Source organism: Streptomyces solincola (genome assembly GCF_002982015.1).
Lineage (GTDB): Bacteria > Actinomycetota > Actinomycetes > Streptomycetales > Streptomycetaceae > Streptomyces > Streptomyces solincola.
Genome location: NZ_PVLV01000151.1, coordinates 1 through 12,450, shown reverse-complemented (window position 1 = coordinate 12,450; position 12,450 = coordinate 1). Strand labels below are relative to the sequence as shown.

General features: G+C 73.1%; 14 protein-coding genes. 1 reads left to right on the top strand and 13 read right to left on the bottom strand.

Annotation, left to right across the window (positions count from 1 at the left end):
• Positions 1–80: 80 nt before the first annotated feature.
• Positions 81–638, top strand: coding sequence for a DUF1697 domain-containing protein (locus C6N75_RS11950; protein ID WP_105868853.1), 558 nt, complete (start codon positions 81–83; stop codon positions 636–638).
• Positions 639–649: 11 nt separating this feature from the next.
• Here C6N75_RS11950 and C6N75_RS11945 read toward each other — a convergent pair whose 3' ends face one another.
• The 13 genes from C6N75_RS11945 to C6N75_RS11890 form a co-directional block, all read right to left on the bottom strand.
• Entirely contained in the window at positions 650–1,411 is a 762-nt protein-coding gene (locus C6N75_RS11945) for a sirohydrochlorin chelatase (protein WP_105868852.1), read from the bottom strand.
• A gap of 9 nt (positions 1,412–1,420) precedes the next feature.
• Complete coding sequence (locus C6N75_RS11940; protein WP_105868851.1) at positions 1,421–2,323, bottom strand: ABC transporter permease; 903 nt, start codon at positions 2,321–2,323, stop codon at positions 1,421–1,423.
• The gene (locus C6N75_RS11935; RefSeq protein WP_105868850.1) at positions 2,310–3,101 is read right to left on the bottom strand and encodes an ABC transporter ATP-binding protein; all 792 of its coding nucleotides are present in this window, start codon (positions 3,099–3,101) and stop codon (positions 2,310–2,312) included. Before C6N75_RS11935 ends, C6N75_RS11940 begins: the two co-directional genes overlap by 14 nt.
• 40 nt (positions 3,102–3,141) lie before the next feature.
• Positions 3,142–4,254, bottom strand: coding sequence for an aliphatic sulfonate ABC transporter substrate-binding protein (locus tag C6N75_RS11930; protein ID WP_105868849.1), 1,113 nt, complete (start codon positions 4,252–4,254; stop codon positions 3,142–3,144).
• Positions 4,255–4,494: 240 nt separating this feature from the next.
• The gene (locus C6N75_RS11925) at positions 4,495–5,835 is read right to left on the bottom strand and encodes a sulfate adenylyltransferase subunit 1 (protein ID WP_105868848.1); all 1,341 of its coding nucleotides are present in this window, start codon (positions 5,833–5,835) and stop codon (positions 4,495–4,497) included.
• Positions 5,836–5,837: 2 nt separating this feature from the next.
• Positions 5,838–6,773 (bottom strand): sulfate adenylyltransferase subunit CysD, encoded by a 936-nt coding sequence (gene cysD / locus C6N75_RS11920; protein ID WP_105868847.1) that lies wholly within the window; start codon positions 6,771–6,773, stop codon positions 5,838–5,840.
• Complete coding sequence (cysC, locus tag C6N75_RS11915; protein ID WP_105868846.1) at positions 6,770–7,387, bottom strand: adenylyl-sulfate kinase; 618 nt, start codon at positions 7,385–7,387, stop codon at positions 6,770–6,772. The genes cysD and cysC overlap by 4 nt, the downstream gene beginning before the upstream one ends.
• A 12-nt stretch (positions 7,388–7,399) precedes the next feature.
• Entirely contained in the window at positions 7,400–8,101 is a 702-nt protein-coding gene (locus C6N75_RS11910; RefSeq protein ID WP_105868845.1) for a phosphoadenylyl-sulfate reductase, read from the bottom strand.
• On the bottom strand, positions 8,098–8,310 hold the full coding sequence (locus C6N75_RS11905) for a hypothetical protein (protein WP_105868844.1): 213 nt from the start codon (positions 8,308–8,310) through the stop codon (positions 8,098–8,100). Before C6N75_RS11905 ends, C6N75_RS11910 begins: the two co-directional genes overlap by 4 nt.
• A gap of 28 nt (positions 8,311–8,338) precedes the next feature.
• Positions 8,339–10,036: a nitrite/sulfite reductase gene (locus tag C6N75_RS11900; RefSeq protein ID WP_105868843.1), complete on the bottom strand. Its 1,698-nt coding sequence runs from the start codon at positions 10,034–10,036 to the stop codon at positions 8,339–8,341.
• Positions 10,037–10,163: 127 nt separating this feature from the next.
• A complete protein-coding gene (locus C6N75_RS32235; RefSeq protein ID WP_361274330.1) occupies positions 10,164–10,247 on the bottom strand; it encodes a putative leader peptide in 84 nt (27 codons plus the stop codon).
• Between the two features lie 143 nt (positions 10,248–10,390).
• Entirely contained in the window at positions 10,391–10,951 is a 561-nt protein-coding gene (locus C6N75_RS11895) for a GNAT family N-acetyltransferase (RefSeq protein ID WP_105868842.1), read from the bottom strand.
• Positions 10,952–11,011: 60 nt separating this feature from the next.
• Complete coding sequence (locus tag C6N75_RS11890; RefSeq protein ID WP_258177365.1) at positions 11,012–12,304, bottom strand: GAF domain-containing protein; 1,293 nt, start codon at positions 12,302–12,304, stop codon at positions 11,012–11,014.
• Between the last annotated feature and the right edge of the window lie 146 nt (positions 12,305–12,450).

Genomic DNA, 12,450 nt, shown 5'->3' with positions numbered 1-12,450 from the left:
CAACGCCGTCTTCACGGCCGCCGGCGGGGAGGGGGAGGAGGAGAGCTGCCCCGCGGACGCGGGTGATCTACGGTGAGGCCATGACCACCAGGTACGCCCTGCTGCTGCGCGGCATCAACGTCGGGGGGCACCACAAGCTCCCCATGGCCGCACTGCGCACCCTGCTCACCGGACTCGGCCACACCGACGTGGCGACCTACCTCCAGAGCGGCAACGCCGTCTTCACGGCCGCCGGCGGGGAGGGGGAGGAGGAGACGGCCGCCCGGATCGAGCAGGCCGTCGAGGACGGGTTCGGCTTCCGTCCCGCCTGCCTGGTCCGGGACGCGGCGTATCTGCGGGCCGTCGCGGACGCCTGCCCCTACCCGGCCGCCGAACTGGAGCCCAAGCAGCTCCATGTCATCTACTTCTCCGCCCCGGTGGGCGCCGAGCGGTTCGCCGGGCTCGACCCGGCCGCCTTCGCCCCCGAGGACTTCCGGCTCGGCGACCGCGCCCTCTACCTGTACGCCCCGGACGGCCTCGGCCGCTCCAAGCTCGCCGACGCCCTCGCCCGTCCCGCCCTCCTCAAGGGCCTCACCGCCACCACCCGCAACTGGAACACGGTCGTGAAGCTGGCGGAGCTGGCCGCAACCGAGGGTTGACGCCCGCGCCTCTACGCGGCGACCAGGACGCCCGCGCCCGCGCGGGCCTCGTCGTAGCGGGTGAGCAGCAGGCGGGCCAGTTCGGGGGCGGCGCCGAGGACGCCGGCCAGGACGTCGGCGTCGGCCGCCCCGGCCGCGATCCGGTCCGGCAGACGGCCGGGGGCCAGCACATAGGGGGCGACCGCCACCCGGGCCGCGCCGGCCGACCGCAGCTCGCGGACCGCGTCCTCGGTGCGGGGAAGGGATGCGGAGGCGAACGCGGGCCGCACAGCGCACCAACCGGTACGCCGCAGCTCCCGCGCCGTGTCTGCGATCACCGCGATCGCCTCCGGGTCGGTGGAGCCCGCCGAGGCCAGGACGACCCCGGTCGCGGGCTTGTCGGCGGGGGTGAGCCCCGCCTCGTACAGCCGCCGCTCCAGCGCGGCGATCAGCAGCGGGGAGGGGCCGAGGACCGGCGCCTGGCGGATCCGCAGGGAGACCGGGGCCTCCCGCAGCACGGCCGGGACGTCGGACTTGGCGTGGAAGGCGCGGGTCAGCAGCAGGGGGAGCGCCACTACGTCCCGTACGCCCTCGGCGGCCAGTCGCCCGAGCACCGAGGCCACCGAGGGGACGTCGAAGTCCAGGAACGCGGTCTCGGTGCGCAGGGCGGGGCGGTGGGCGCGGGCCGCCGCCACCAGCTCGCGCACCGTCGCGGCGTGCCGCGGGTCGCGGCTGCCGTGGGCGATGACGAGCAGGACGGGGGAGGGCGGGGCCGTGGGACGGGAGGCGTTCACTCGGATCACTCAGCTCTTGACCAGCAGGCCGCGACTGCGGAGCACCGCGCGCTCCAGCGGGCTGAAGACCAGCAGGTCGATGGCGACGCCGACCACCAGGATCAGGATGATGGCCAGGAAGATGCCCGGCATGTCGATGTTGTTGCGGCCGTTCTCCAGCAGCTGGCCGAGACCCAGGCCCAGATCGGGCGAGGAGGCGATGATCTCCGCCGCCATCAGCGAGCGCCAGGAGAACGCCCAGCCCTGCTTCAGCCCCGCGAGGTAGCCGGGCAGGGCGGCCGGCATGACCACGAAGCGGGCGCCGCGCAGGCCGGTCGCGCCGAGGGTGCGGCCCGCCCGCAGGAATAGCGGCGGCACCTGGTCGATGCCGGCCACCAGGCCGTTGGCGATCGACGGCACCGCGCCCAGCAGGATGACCGCGAACATCATCGAGTCGTTGAGGCCCAGCCACAGCACCGCCGGCGGCACCCAGGCGACCGAGGGCAGCGATTGCAGACCGGAGAGGATCGGGCCGATCGCGGCCCGCACCACCCGCACCCGGGCCACCAGCAGCCCCAGCGGGGTGCCGATCGCCAGGGCCATCAGGAAGCCGAGCAGGGCGCGGGACACACTGGTCCACAGCACCTCCAGCAGGGTGCCCTCCAGCCACATCCGCTCCAGACTGGCCCACACGTCGGCCGGTGGCGGCAGCTTGTAGGCGTCGGTGACCTGCGCCGACACCAGCACCTGCCACACCGCCAGCACCAGCGCCACCGCCACCACCGGCGGCAGCACCTTCCTCAGCAGCACCTCGCGCACCGGGGTGCGGGTCACCTGCACCGCGTCCAGCGCGTCCAGTCCGGCCTCGAGACCGGCCAGGTCGTCGCGCTTGTCCGCCGGGACGGCGGCGCTCTTCGTCTCAGTGCCGGCCATGGCGGCGGATCTCCCCACGCAGTTCTTCGGTGATCTCGACGGACAGCTCCGCCACCGCCGCGTCCTCGATGCGACGCGGCTGCTCGATGTCCACGGTCCACTCCCGGGCGACCCGCCCCGGCCGCGAGGACAGCAGCACCACCCGCTGGGCCAGCCGCACCGCCTCGCGGACGTTGTGCGTCACGAACAGCACCGACACGTTCGTCTCCCGCCAGATGCGGGTCAGCTCGTCGTGCAGCACGTCCCGGGTGATGGCGTCCAGCGCCGCGAACGGCTCGTCCATCAGCAGCAGTTCGCTGTCCTGGGCCAGTGCCCGGGCCAGCGCCACCCGCTGCCGCATACCGCCGGACAGCTCGTGCACCCGCTTGCCGTACGCGCCGCCGAGCCGGACCAGCTCCAGCAGCCTCTCGGCCTCCGGGCGGCGCGCCGCCCGCTCGACGCCGCGCAGCCGCAGCGCCAGTTCGATGTTCTTGCCGGCCGTCAGCCACGGGAACAGCGCGTGCTCCTGGAACATCAGGGCCGGCCGGCCGCCGGGCGTCTCGATCGCCCCCGCCGAGGGGGCGTCCAGCCCGGCGACCAGGTTGAGCAGGGTGGACTTGCCGCAGCCCGACGCGCCCAGAAGGGTGACGAACTCGCCCGGAGCGACGTCGAGCGAGATGTCGTCCAGCACGAGCTGCCGCCCCGCCGGAGTGGCGAAGGACTTCGACACGTGCTGGAGCCGGGCGGCGTGCGCGGTGACCGCGGCACGGTCCTCGGCCTTGGTGAGAAGTGTGGCCATGGTCGTCACCTCCTGGGTACGCGGGATGCGGATGCGGGTGCTACTCGGCGCCGAGACCGGCGTCGTCGACCTCGGGCTTGCCCTCGGCCTTGAGGACCTTGTTCAGCGCCTTCAGGTCGTAGATGCCCTTGAGCTGCGGGTCCTTCAGCAGACCGGCGTCGACCGCGTGGTCCGCCTGCGCTTGCAGGGTGGCCGCCAGCGGGTCGTCGGTGAACTGGATGGACGGCCAGGCGCCGTCGATCACCTCGTCGCCGAGCGGCTTGCCGGACAGCTCCTTGAGCTTGGCGTTCGCCGACGCCTTCGCCTGGTCGGGGTTGGCGTTGATCCAGGCGTTGGTCTTCACCGAGCCGCGCAGCACCGCCTCGACGACGTCCGGGTGCTCCTTGAGGAACTTCTGCGACACGATGATGTTGGTGATCACGAACTTCTTGTCCGGCCAGATGTCGGACTCGTTCAGCAACTCCTTCGCGCCCTCGCTGACCAGCTTGGACGCGGTCGGCTCCGGCACCCACGCGCCGTCGATCGAACCGGACTTGTACGCGTCGGGCGTCACCTTGTTGTCGGTGCGCACCACCGACACGTCGCCCTTGCCGCTCTGCGCGTCGACCTTCCAGCCCTGCTCGGACGCCCAGTGCAGGAACGCCACGTCCTGGGTGTTGCCGAGCTGCGGGGTGGCGATCCGCTTGCCCTTGACGTCCTTCAGGGACGTGATCTTGTCCGGGTTGACGACGAGCTTGACGCCGCCGGACGCCGAACCGCCGATGATGCGCAGGTTCTTGCCGCCGGACTTGGTGTAGCCGTTGATGGACGGCGAGGGGCCGATGAAGCCGATGTCCAGGGAGCCGGCGTTGAGCGCCTCGATCTCCGAGGGGCCGGCGTTGAAGGTGGACGCCTTCAGCTCGGTGCCGCCCAGTTCCTTCTGGATGATCCCCTCCTGGTCGCCGACGAGCGCGGTGGCGTGCGTCAGGTTGGGGAAGTAGCCGACCCGCACCTGGTCGGCGGAGAGCTTCTCGCCCTTGGCGGCGACCTTGGAGGTGTCCTCCTTGGCCTCGGAGCCGTAGCCGCAGGAGGCGAGCGCCCCGATCAGCAGGGGCAGGGCTGTGGCGGCGGCGAGGCCGCGGCGCAGGGTGGTGGTGCGGACGGGGGCAGACACGGGAGGCTTTCCTCTCGTCGGCCCGGTGCTCACGTACTCCGGTGGTCCGGATGTCTGGTGGCCGGGCGGGTCACGGGTCTTCGGCGTGGGGGCGGTACGGCTGCGTGGGGGGAGTGGGCGCGCAAGCGGTGCGCGTACGTCATCGCGCACATCGCGCCACCCCGCCCTGACCGCTGCCGAGCCGGCCGCTGCCCACTCGGCCGCCCTCCTTCGCGAAGGTCGCGTAGACGTCGGACGTCATCAGAAGTCCCAGCCCTCCTCGTCCTGCTCGGCGGGCAGGGCCTTGGCCGAGGCGAAGGACTCGCCCGCCATGCCGGCCGCGAGCGTGGTGCCGTCGGAGGGGTCGATCAGCAGGAACGATCCGGTACGCCGCGAGTCGGCGTAGGCGTCGAGCGCCAGCGGCTCGGCGGTCCGCACCACGACCCGGCCGATGTCGTTGGCCACCAGCTTGCCCGGGGCCGGGTGCTGGGACAGGTCGTCCAGCGTCAGCCGGGACGGGATGTCCTTGACGATCGCCTTGACCGTACGGGTGGTGTGCTTCAGCAGCACCCGCTGCCCGACGCCCAGCGGCTGGTCCGCCACGTGGCACACGGTCGCCACGACGTCCTGCGTGGTCACCGGGGCGTCGGCGGCCGGGGCGATGAGGTCGCCGCGCGAGATGTCGATGTCGTCGGCCAGGCGGATGGTCACCGACTGGGGCGTCCAGGCGATGTCGACGCTCTCCCCGAGGGCGTCGATCGCCTCGATGGTGCTCGTCCGACCGGACGGCAGCACGGTGACCCGCTCGCCGACCCGGAAGGCGCCGGCCGCGATCTGGCCCGCGTAGCCGCGGTAGTCGGGGTGCTCGGCGGTCTGCGGGCGGATCACGAACTGCACCGGGAAGCGGGCGTGGCAGGCCGTCAGGTCGTGGCTGACCGGGACGGTCTCCAGGTGCTCCAGGACGGTCGGACCGCCGTACCAGTCCATGTTCGCCGACGGCTCCACCACGTTGTCGCCGGCCAGCGCCGAGATGGGGATCGCGGTGATCTCCGGGACGCCCAGCTCCGACGCGTAGGTGGTGAACTCCTCGGCGATCGCCGCGAAGACCGGCTCCGCGTAGTCGACGAGGTCCATCTTGTTGACGGCCAGCACCACGTGCGGGACGCGCAGCAGGGCGGCGACCGCCGCGTGCCGGCGGGTCTGCTCCACCACGCCGTTGCGGGCGTCGACCAGCACCACGGCCAGCTCGGCGGTCGAGGCCCCCGTCACCATGTTGCGGGTGTACTGCACATGGCCGGGGGTGTCGGCGAGGATGAAGCGGCGCCGGGCGGTGGCGAAGTAGCGGTAGGCCACGTCGATGGTGATGCCCTGTTCGCGCTCGGCGCGCAGGCCGTCGGTGAGCAGCGCCAGGTCGGGGGTCTCCTGGCCGCGGCTCAGCGACGCGGCCTCGACGGCCTCCAACTGGTCGGCCAGGACCGACTTGGAGTCATGGAGCAGCCGGCCCACCAGGGTGGACTTGCCGTCGTCGACGGAGCCGGCGGTCGCGAAACGCAGCAGGGTGGTGGCCGACGGGTCGGCGAGCTGCTCGCTCGTGGTGCTCATCTCTAGAAGTACCCTTCGCGCTTGCGGTCTTCCATCGCGGCCTCGGACAGCTTGTCGTCGGCGCGGGTGGCGCCCCGCTCGGTGAGCCGGGACGCGGCTATCTCGGCGATGACGGCGTCCAGGGTGGTGGCGGTGGAGTCGACCGCGCCGGTGCAGGACATGTCGCCGACCGTGCGGTAGCGGATCAGGCGGGTCTGGACCGGCTCGGTGTCGTCGGGTCCGCCCCAGTCGCCGGCGGTCAGCCACATGCCGTTGCGGGAGAAGACCTCGCGCTCGTGGGCGAAGTAGATCTGCGGCAGCTCGATGCCCTCGCGCTGGATGTACTGCCACACGTCCAGCTCGGTCCAGTTGGAGAGCGGGAAGACCCGGACGTGCTCGCCGGGGGCGTGCCGGCCGTTGTAGAGCTGCCACAGCTCGGGGCGCTGCCGGCGCGGGTCCCACTGCGAGAACTCGTCCCGGAGGGAGAACACCCGCTCCTTGGCGCGCGCCTTCTCCTCGTCCCGGCGGCCGCCGCCGAACACCGCGTCGAAGCGGTGCCGCTGGATCGCCTCGGTCAGCGGCACGGTCTGGAGCGGGTTGCGGGTGCCGTCCGGGCGCTCCTTCAGCTCGCCGCGGTCGATGTAGTCCTGGACCGAGGCGACGTGGAGGCGCAGGCCGTGCTCCTGCACCGTCCGGTCGCGGTATTCGAGGACCTCGGGGAAGTTGTGGCCGGTGTCCACGTGCAGCAGCGCGAAGGGCACGGGGGCGGGGGCGAAGGCCTTCAGCGCCAGGTGGAGCATGACGATGGAGTCCTTGCCACCGGAGAAGAGGATCACCGGCCGCTCGAACTCGCCCGCCACCTCGCGGAAGATGTGCACCGCCTCCGACTCCAGCGCGTCCAGGTGCGACAGCGCGAACGGAGCGTCGGTCTCGGTGTGGGTGGTGACCTGCGTGGTCATGCCAGTCCCTTCTCGCTCAGCAGCACGAACACGGCCTCGGCCGATTCCGCCACGGTCTGGTCCTGCGACTCGATCCGCAGATCCGGCGACTGCGGCGCCTCGTAGGGGTCGTCGACGCCGGTGAGGCCGGTGAGTTCGCCGGCGGCCTGCTTGGCGTACAGGCCCTTGACGTCCCGTACCGAGCACACCTCCACCGGAGTCGCCACATGCACCTCCACGTACGGGGTGCCTTCCTGGGCGTGGCGCTTGCGCACGGCCTCGCGGCTGTCGGCGTACGGGGCGATCACCGGGACCAGCACCAGCACGCCGTGCGAGGCCAGCAGCTCGGCCACGAAGCCGATCCGCTGCACGTTGGTGTGCCGGTCCTCCCGGGAGAAGCCCAGGCCCGCGGAGAGGAACTCGCGGATCTCGTCACCGTCGAGCACCTCCACCCGACGCCCCTCGGCGCGCAGCCGGGCGGCCAGCTCGTGGGCGATGGTGGTCTTGCCGGCGCTCGGCAGACCCGTGAGCCAGACGGTGGCTCCGGTCACGTCGTACTCCTGGGGTGTCGTCAGGTCGGTGGATCGGGGCAGGGCGGGTCGCCGCCCGGCCGGCGCGGCGTCGGATGGGGTCATGCGGTCACGCGGTCAGAGGTGCAGTCCGCACTCGGTCTTCATCCGGCCCGCCCAGCGGCCGGCCCGGGCGTCCTCGCCCTCCAGCACCCGCCGGGTGCAGGGGGCGCAGCCGACCGAGGCGTAGCCGTCCGTCAGCAGCGGGTTGGTGAGCACGCCGTGCTCGGTGACGTAGGCGTCCACGTCGTCCTGGGTCCAGCGGGCGATGGGGGAGACCTTGACCTTGCGGCGGCGGGCGTCCCAGCCGACGACCGGGGTGTCCGCCCGGGTCGGGGACTCGTCGCGGCGCAGCCCGGTCGCCCAGGCGTCGTAGCCGGCCAGTCCGCGCTCCAGCGGCTCGACCTTGCGCAGCGCGCAGCACAGGTCCGGGTCGCGGTCGTGCAGCCTCGGGCCGTGCTCGGCGTCCTGCTCGGCGACGCTCTGCCGCGGGGTCAGCGTGATGACGTTGACGTCCATCACGGCGTCCACCGCGTCCCGGGTGCCGATGGTCTCCTCGAAGTGGTAGCCGGTGTCGAGGAAGACCACGTCCACGCCGGGCATCGCGCGGGAGGCCAGGTGGGAGACGACCGCGTCCTCCATGGAGGAGGTCACGCAGAACCGCGGGCCGAAGGCGTCGGCGGCCCAGCGGAGGATCTCCAGCGCCGGAGCCTCCTCCAGCTCCCGGCCCGCGCGTGCGGCGAGCTCGGACAGCTCCTCTTCGGTGCGTACCGCGGTCATGCCCCCTCCTCACCTCGGTGTGTCTCGTCGTCGTTCGTGTCCGCCGGTCCGCCGTCGCGGCCCAGCCCCCGGGTCAGCAGTCCGAGGAACTTCAGCCGGAAGGCGCGGTTGCAGGCCGCGCACTCCCAGGCGCCGTGCCCCTCCTCGCTGGGCCGCAGGTCCTCGTCGCCGCAGTACGGGCAGTAGAACGGCGCCGCGCGCTCACTCATGCCCGGGCCCCTCTCCCGTTCGTCCCGCTCACGACAGGGCCTCCTCGGAGGCGCGGGCGGCCCAGACGGCGAACCGCTCGCCCTCCTCGCGCTCCTTCTGGAAGCGGCGCAGCACCCGCTCGACGTAGTCGGGCAGTTCGTCGGAGGTGACCTTCAGGCCGCGCACCTTGCGGCCGAAGCCGGCCTCCAGTCCGAGCGCGCCGCCCAGGTGCACCTGGTAGCCCTCGACCTGGTTGCCGTCGTCGTCCAGGACCAACTGGCCCTTGAGACCGATGTCCGCCACCTGGATGCGGGCGCAGGCGTTGGGGCAGCCGTTGATGTTGATGGTGATCGGCTCGTCGAACTCCGGGATGCGGCGCTCCAGTTCGTCGATGAGCGAGGCGCCGCGCGCCTTCGTCTCGACGATGGCGAGCTTGCAGAACTCGATGCCGGTGCAGGCCATGGTGCCGCGCCGGAAGGAGGACGGCCGGACGGTGAGGTCCAGCGCCTCCAGCGCCGAGGACAGCGACTCGACCTGGTCCTGCTCGACGTCCAGCACGATCATCTTCTGCTCGACGGTGGTGCGCAGCCGGCCGGAGCCGTGCGCCTCCGCCACGTCGGCGATCTTGGTGAGGGTGGCGCCGTCGACCCGGCCGACCCGCGGGGCGAAGCCCACGTAGTAGCGGCCGTCCTGCTGGCGGTGCACGCCGACGTGGTCGCGCCAGCGCTGGACCGGCTGCGCGGGGGCGGGACCGTCGACCAGCGGGCGCTTCAGGTACTCGTCCTCCAGGACCTTGCGGAACTTCTCCGCGCCCCAGTCGGCGACCAGGAACTTCAGCCGGGCGCGGTTGCGCAGCCGGCGGTAGCCGTAGTCGCGGAAGATCGAGATGACGCCCTCGTAGACGTCCGGCACCTCGTCCAGCGGCACCCACGCGCCCAGCCGCACCCCGATCTTGGGGTTGGTGGAGAGCCCGCCGCCGACCCACAGGTCGAAGCCGGGGCCGTGCTCGGGGTGCTCCACACCGACGAAGGCGATGTCGTTGATCTCGTGCGCCACGTCGAGCAGCGGCGAGCCGGAGATCGCCGACTTGAACTTGCGGGGCAGGTTGGAGAAGTCCTTGTTGCCGACGATCCGGCGGTAGATCTCGTCGATGGCGGGGGTGCCGTCGATGATCTCGTCCTCGGCGATCCCGGCGACCGGCGAGCCGAGGACGACGCGCGGGGTGTCGCCGCACGCCTCGGTGGTCGACAGGCCGACCTCCTCCAGGCGGCGCCAGATCTCCGGCATGTCCTCGATCCGGATCCAGTGGTACTGGATGTTCTGGCGGTCGGTGATGTCGGCGGTGCCGCGCGCGAACTCCTGCGAGATCTCGCCGATCACCCGGAGCTGGGCGGTGGTCAGCCGGCCGCCGTCGATGCGGACCCGGAGCATGAAGAACTCGTCGTCCAGCTCCTCCGGCTCCAGGATCGCGGTCTTGCCGCCGTCGATCCCGGGCTTGCGCTGGGTGTACAGGCCCCACCAGCGCATCCGGCCGCGCAGGTCGTTGGGGTCGATCGACTGGAAACCGGCCTTGGAGTAGATCGTCTCAATGCGTGTCCGCACATTGAGACCGTCGTCGTCCTTCTTGAACTGCTCGTTGCCGTTCAGGGGCGTGAAGTGGCCAACGGCCCACTGGCCTTCGCCGCGGTGGCGTCCGGCCTTGCGGCGGGCCGTGGCGGTAGCGGGCTTCTCGGGGTTGGAGGCCATGGCGATACGTCCTTCGGGACTGCAGGAGGGCGGCTCTGACCTGCACACGCGCACGCGGGGACAGCAGCGGGCACGGCGGTGCGCTGGGGGTGCAGAAGGGTGGTCGAACGCGGGGTTTCCGGGTGGCTCAGCTCACCGGACAGATGGCGCTGGACATGCGGCCGAGGTCGACGTGGCGTCGACTCGTCAAGGCGGTTCCAGCGGTAGGCATGACGGAAGCCTGGCACGGGACTTTGGACCCAGTCCACCAACGTCCGTCATGTGGACAACAATGTCTCGTTATGTGGGCGGGCACCGCTCGGGGCACGGCCGGGAGGAGCCGCGGAGGCGGCTCCCGGGCGGTTCCGGGACGCCTCAGGGCGCCGGCCACAGGGCGGGGGCCGGACGGTCGGGCTCCTCCTCGACCCTGGTGTCGAACAACCGGAAGCCGCGCCGCTCGTAGTTCGCCATGGCGTACTCGCCGTCCAGCGAGCAGGTGTGCAGCCACACCCGCTGGGTCGGCTTCCGTCCCGGCCAGCGCGTCGCCAGGTCCCAGGCGCGGGCCGTGCCGTACGCCAGCAGGCAGCCGCCGATGCGCCGGCCGCGGAACTGCGGCAGCAGCCCGAAGTAGACGATCTCCACCACCCCGTCGTCGCCGCCCGCCAGCTCCAGGTAGCCCGCCGGGGTGCCGTGCTCGTAGGCCACCCACGTCTCGGTCCCCGGACGCTCCACGATCTCCCGCCACGCCGAGCGGCCCAGCGCGAGGCGGTCGGTCCACCGCAGGTCGCCGCCGACCGCCGCGTACAGGTACCGGCTGAACTCGGGGGAGGGCACCTCGGCCCGGACCACCCGCACCCCGGCGGGCGGCTCGCCCGCCGGACGCAGGTCGCCGGCGGAGGTCTGCTCAAGGGACCAGGTGGTGACGGAGACGCTCATACCGACAGCGAACCACGCGGTCCGGCGGGTGAGACGGCCGGGGTACGGGGACGGGGCCCCTCAGCGCCCCTCGGCCGCCCTCTCCGGCGCGCGCAGCGCGCGGACCGCGGGCGCGGTGGAGCCGGGCAGCACTCCGGCCGGGTCCGGCGGCGCGAGCACGACCACCTCCACCCCCTCGCGGAAGCGGTACGGGCGGTGCGCCAGCACCCCGCCCAGCGTGCGCCGCACCCGGGACATCTCCGCCCGCACGGTGACCGTACGGGACGGGTCGCCGAACACGTCCCCGGCCAGCTCCGCGGCGCTGCGCCCCGCGGGGCTGCGTGCCAGCACGTACAGCAACTCGGCGTGGCGCGGGCTCAGCTCGTGCGACCAGCCGCCGGCCGCCCCGGACACCTCCACCCGCGCCCGGCCGGGCCCGCCCACGTCCAGCACCACCCGGGTCCCCGCGGGCGGCGGGCCGTCGTCCGCCACCACCCGCACCAGCCAGCCGCCCGGCAGCGGCTCCAGCACGCACGCCCCCAGCGACGGCAGCCGCACCGGGCCGGCGGCCGGCGAGGCCGGCAGCGTCAGCCGGTCCACCGGCGCCATCCCGGTCACCCCGGCCGTCCAGCCGTGCCCGTCCACCGCCAGCGCCCGGCCGCCCACCCGGCACAGCACCGGGGCCGCCACCGCCCGCAGCCTGGCCAGCGCCGCGAAGTGCCGGTTGCGCAGCTCCGCCTCGGCCAGCCTGGCCACCGAGTCGACCAGCAGCGGCGTCGCCGGGTGCAGGGTGGCCAGCGGGCCGCTGACGTCCACCGCGCCCAGCAGCCTCCCGTCCCGCGGGTCGCGCACCGGCGCCCCCGCGCACGTCCAGGCGTGGTGGCTGGCCACGAAGTGCTCCGCCGAGTGCACCTGCACCGGCCGGCCGGTCACCAGCGGGGTGCCGACGCCGTTGGTGCCGACCGTGCCCTCCGCCCAGTCCGCCCCCGGTTCGAACCCGTGCCCGTCCGCCATCCGCAGCACCGCCCGGTGCCCCTCCCGCCACAGCACCCGGCCGTCGGCATCCGCGACCACCATCACGTGCCGCAGCCCGGACGCGGCGGCCCCGCCGCCCGCCACCAGCCCCTGGCGCAGCAGCGGCAGCAGCTCCCGCAGCGGGGAGGCGGCCCGCCGGCGCTCCAGCTCCTCGGCCGTCAGCAGCCCGGCCCGGTGGTCGCGGTCCGGGTCCACCCCGGCGCCCAGCATCCGCCGCCACGACTCGGCGATGTCGGCGCGCGGCGCCAGCGCGGACCGCCCGCCGCCCAACCGGGCCTCGCGCACGCCCTTCAGCAGCAGCGCGGCCTCCCGCGCGTCCATGGCGGCGAGCCTCGACATGTCGACGACCGCCTGCCCGGCCTTGCCCACGGTCCCTCCCCGGCTGCCGTCCCCGCCCCCATTGTGCTCTCCGCGGCAGGACCCGCCCACCATCCGCGTGCCGCCACTGCAACCCCGTGCAACCCTCGTGCCGCCGCCTCCACGCG

Coding starts and splice junctions, on each gene's coding strand:
- cysD (WP_105868847.1), bottom strand. CDS start 6,773: ATGACCACGCAGGTCACCACCCACACCGAGACCGACGCTCCGTTCGCG.
- cysC (WP_105868846.1), bottom strand. CDS start 7,387: ATGACCCCATCCGACGCCGCGCCGGCCGGGCGGCGACCCGCCCTGCCC.
- C6N75_RS11950 (WP_105868853.1), top strand. CDS start 81: ATGACCACCAGGTACGCCCTGCTGCTGCGCGGCATCAACGTCGGGGGG.
- C6N75_RS11895 (WP_105868842.1), bottom strand. CDS start 10,951: ATGAGCGTCTCCGTCACCACCTGGTCCCTTGAGCAGACCTCCGCCGGC.
- C6N75_RS11925 (WP_105868848.1), bottom strand. CDS start 5,835: ATGAGCACCACGAGCGAGCAGCTCGCCGACCCGTCGGCCACCACCCTG.
- C6N75_RS11910 (WP_105868845.1), bottom strand. CDS start 8,101: ATGACCGCGGTACGCACCGAAGAGGAGCTGTCCGAGCTCGCCGCACGC.
- C6N75_RS11940 (WP_105868851.1), bottom strand. CDS start 2,323: ATGGCCGGCACTGAGACGAAGAGCGCCGCCGTCCCGGCGGACAAGCGC.
- C6N75_RS11900 (WP_105868843.1), bottom strand. CDS start 10,036: ATGGCCTCCAACCCCGAGAAGCCCGCTACCGCCACGGCCCGCCGCAAG.
- C6N75_RS11905 (WP_105868844.1), bottom strand. CDS start 8,310: ATGAGTGAGCGCGCGGCGCCGTTCTACTGCCCGTACTGCGGCGACGAG.
- C6N75_RS11890 (WP_258177365.1), bottom strand. CDS start 12,304: ATGTCGAGGCTCGCCGCCATGGACGCGCGGGAGGCCGCGCTGCTGCTG.
- C6N75_RS11935 (WP_105868850.1), bottom strand. CDS start 3,101: ATGGCCACACTTCTCACCAAGGCCGAGGACCGTGCCGCGGTCACCGCG.
- C6N75_RS32235 (WP_361274330.1), bottom strand. CDS start 10,247: ATGCCTACCGCTGGAACCGCCTTGACGAGTCGACGCCACGTCGACCTC.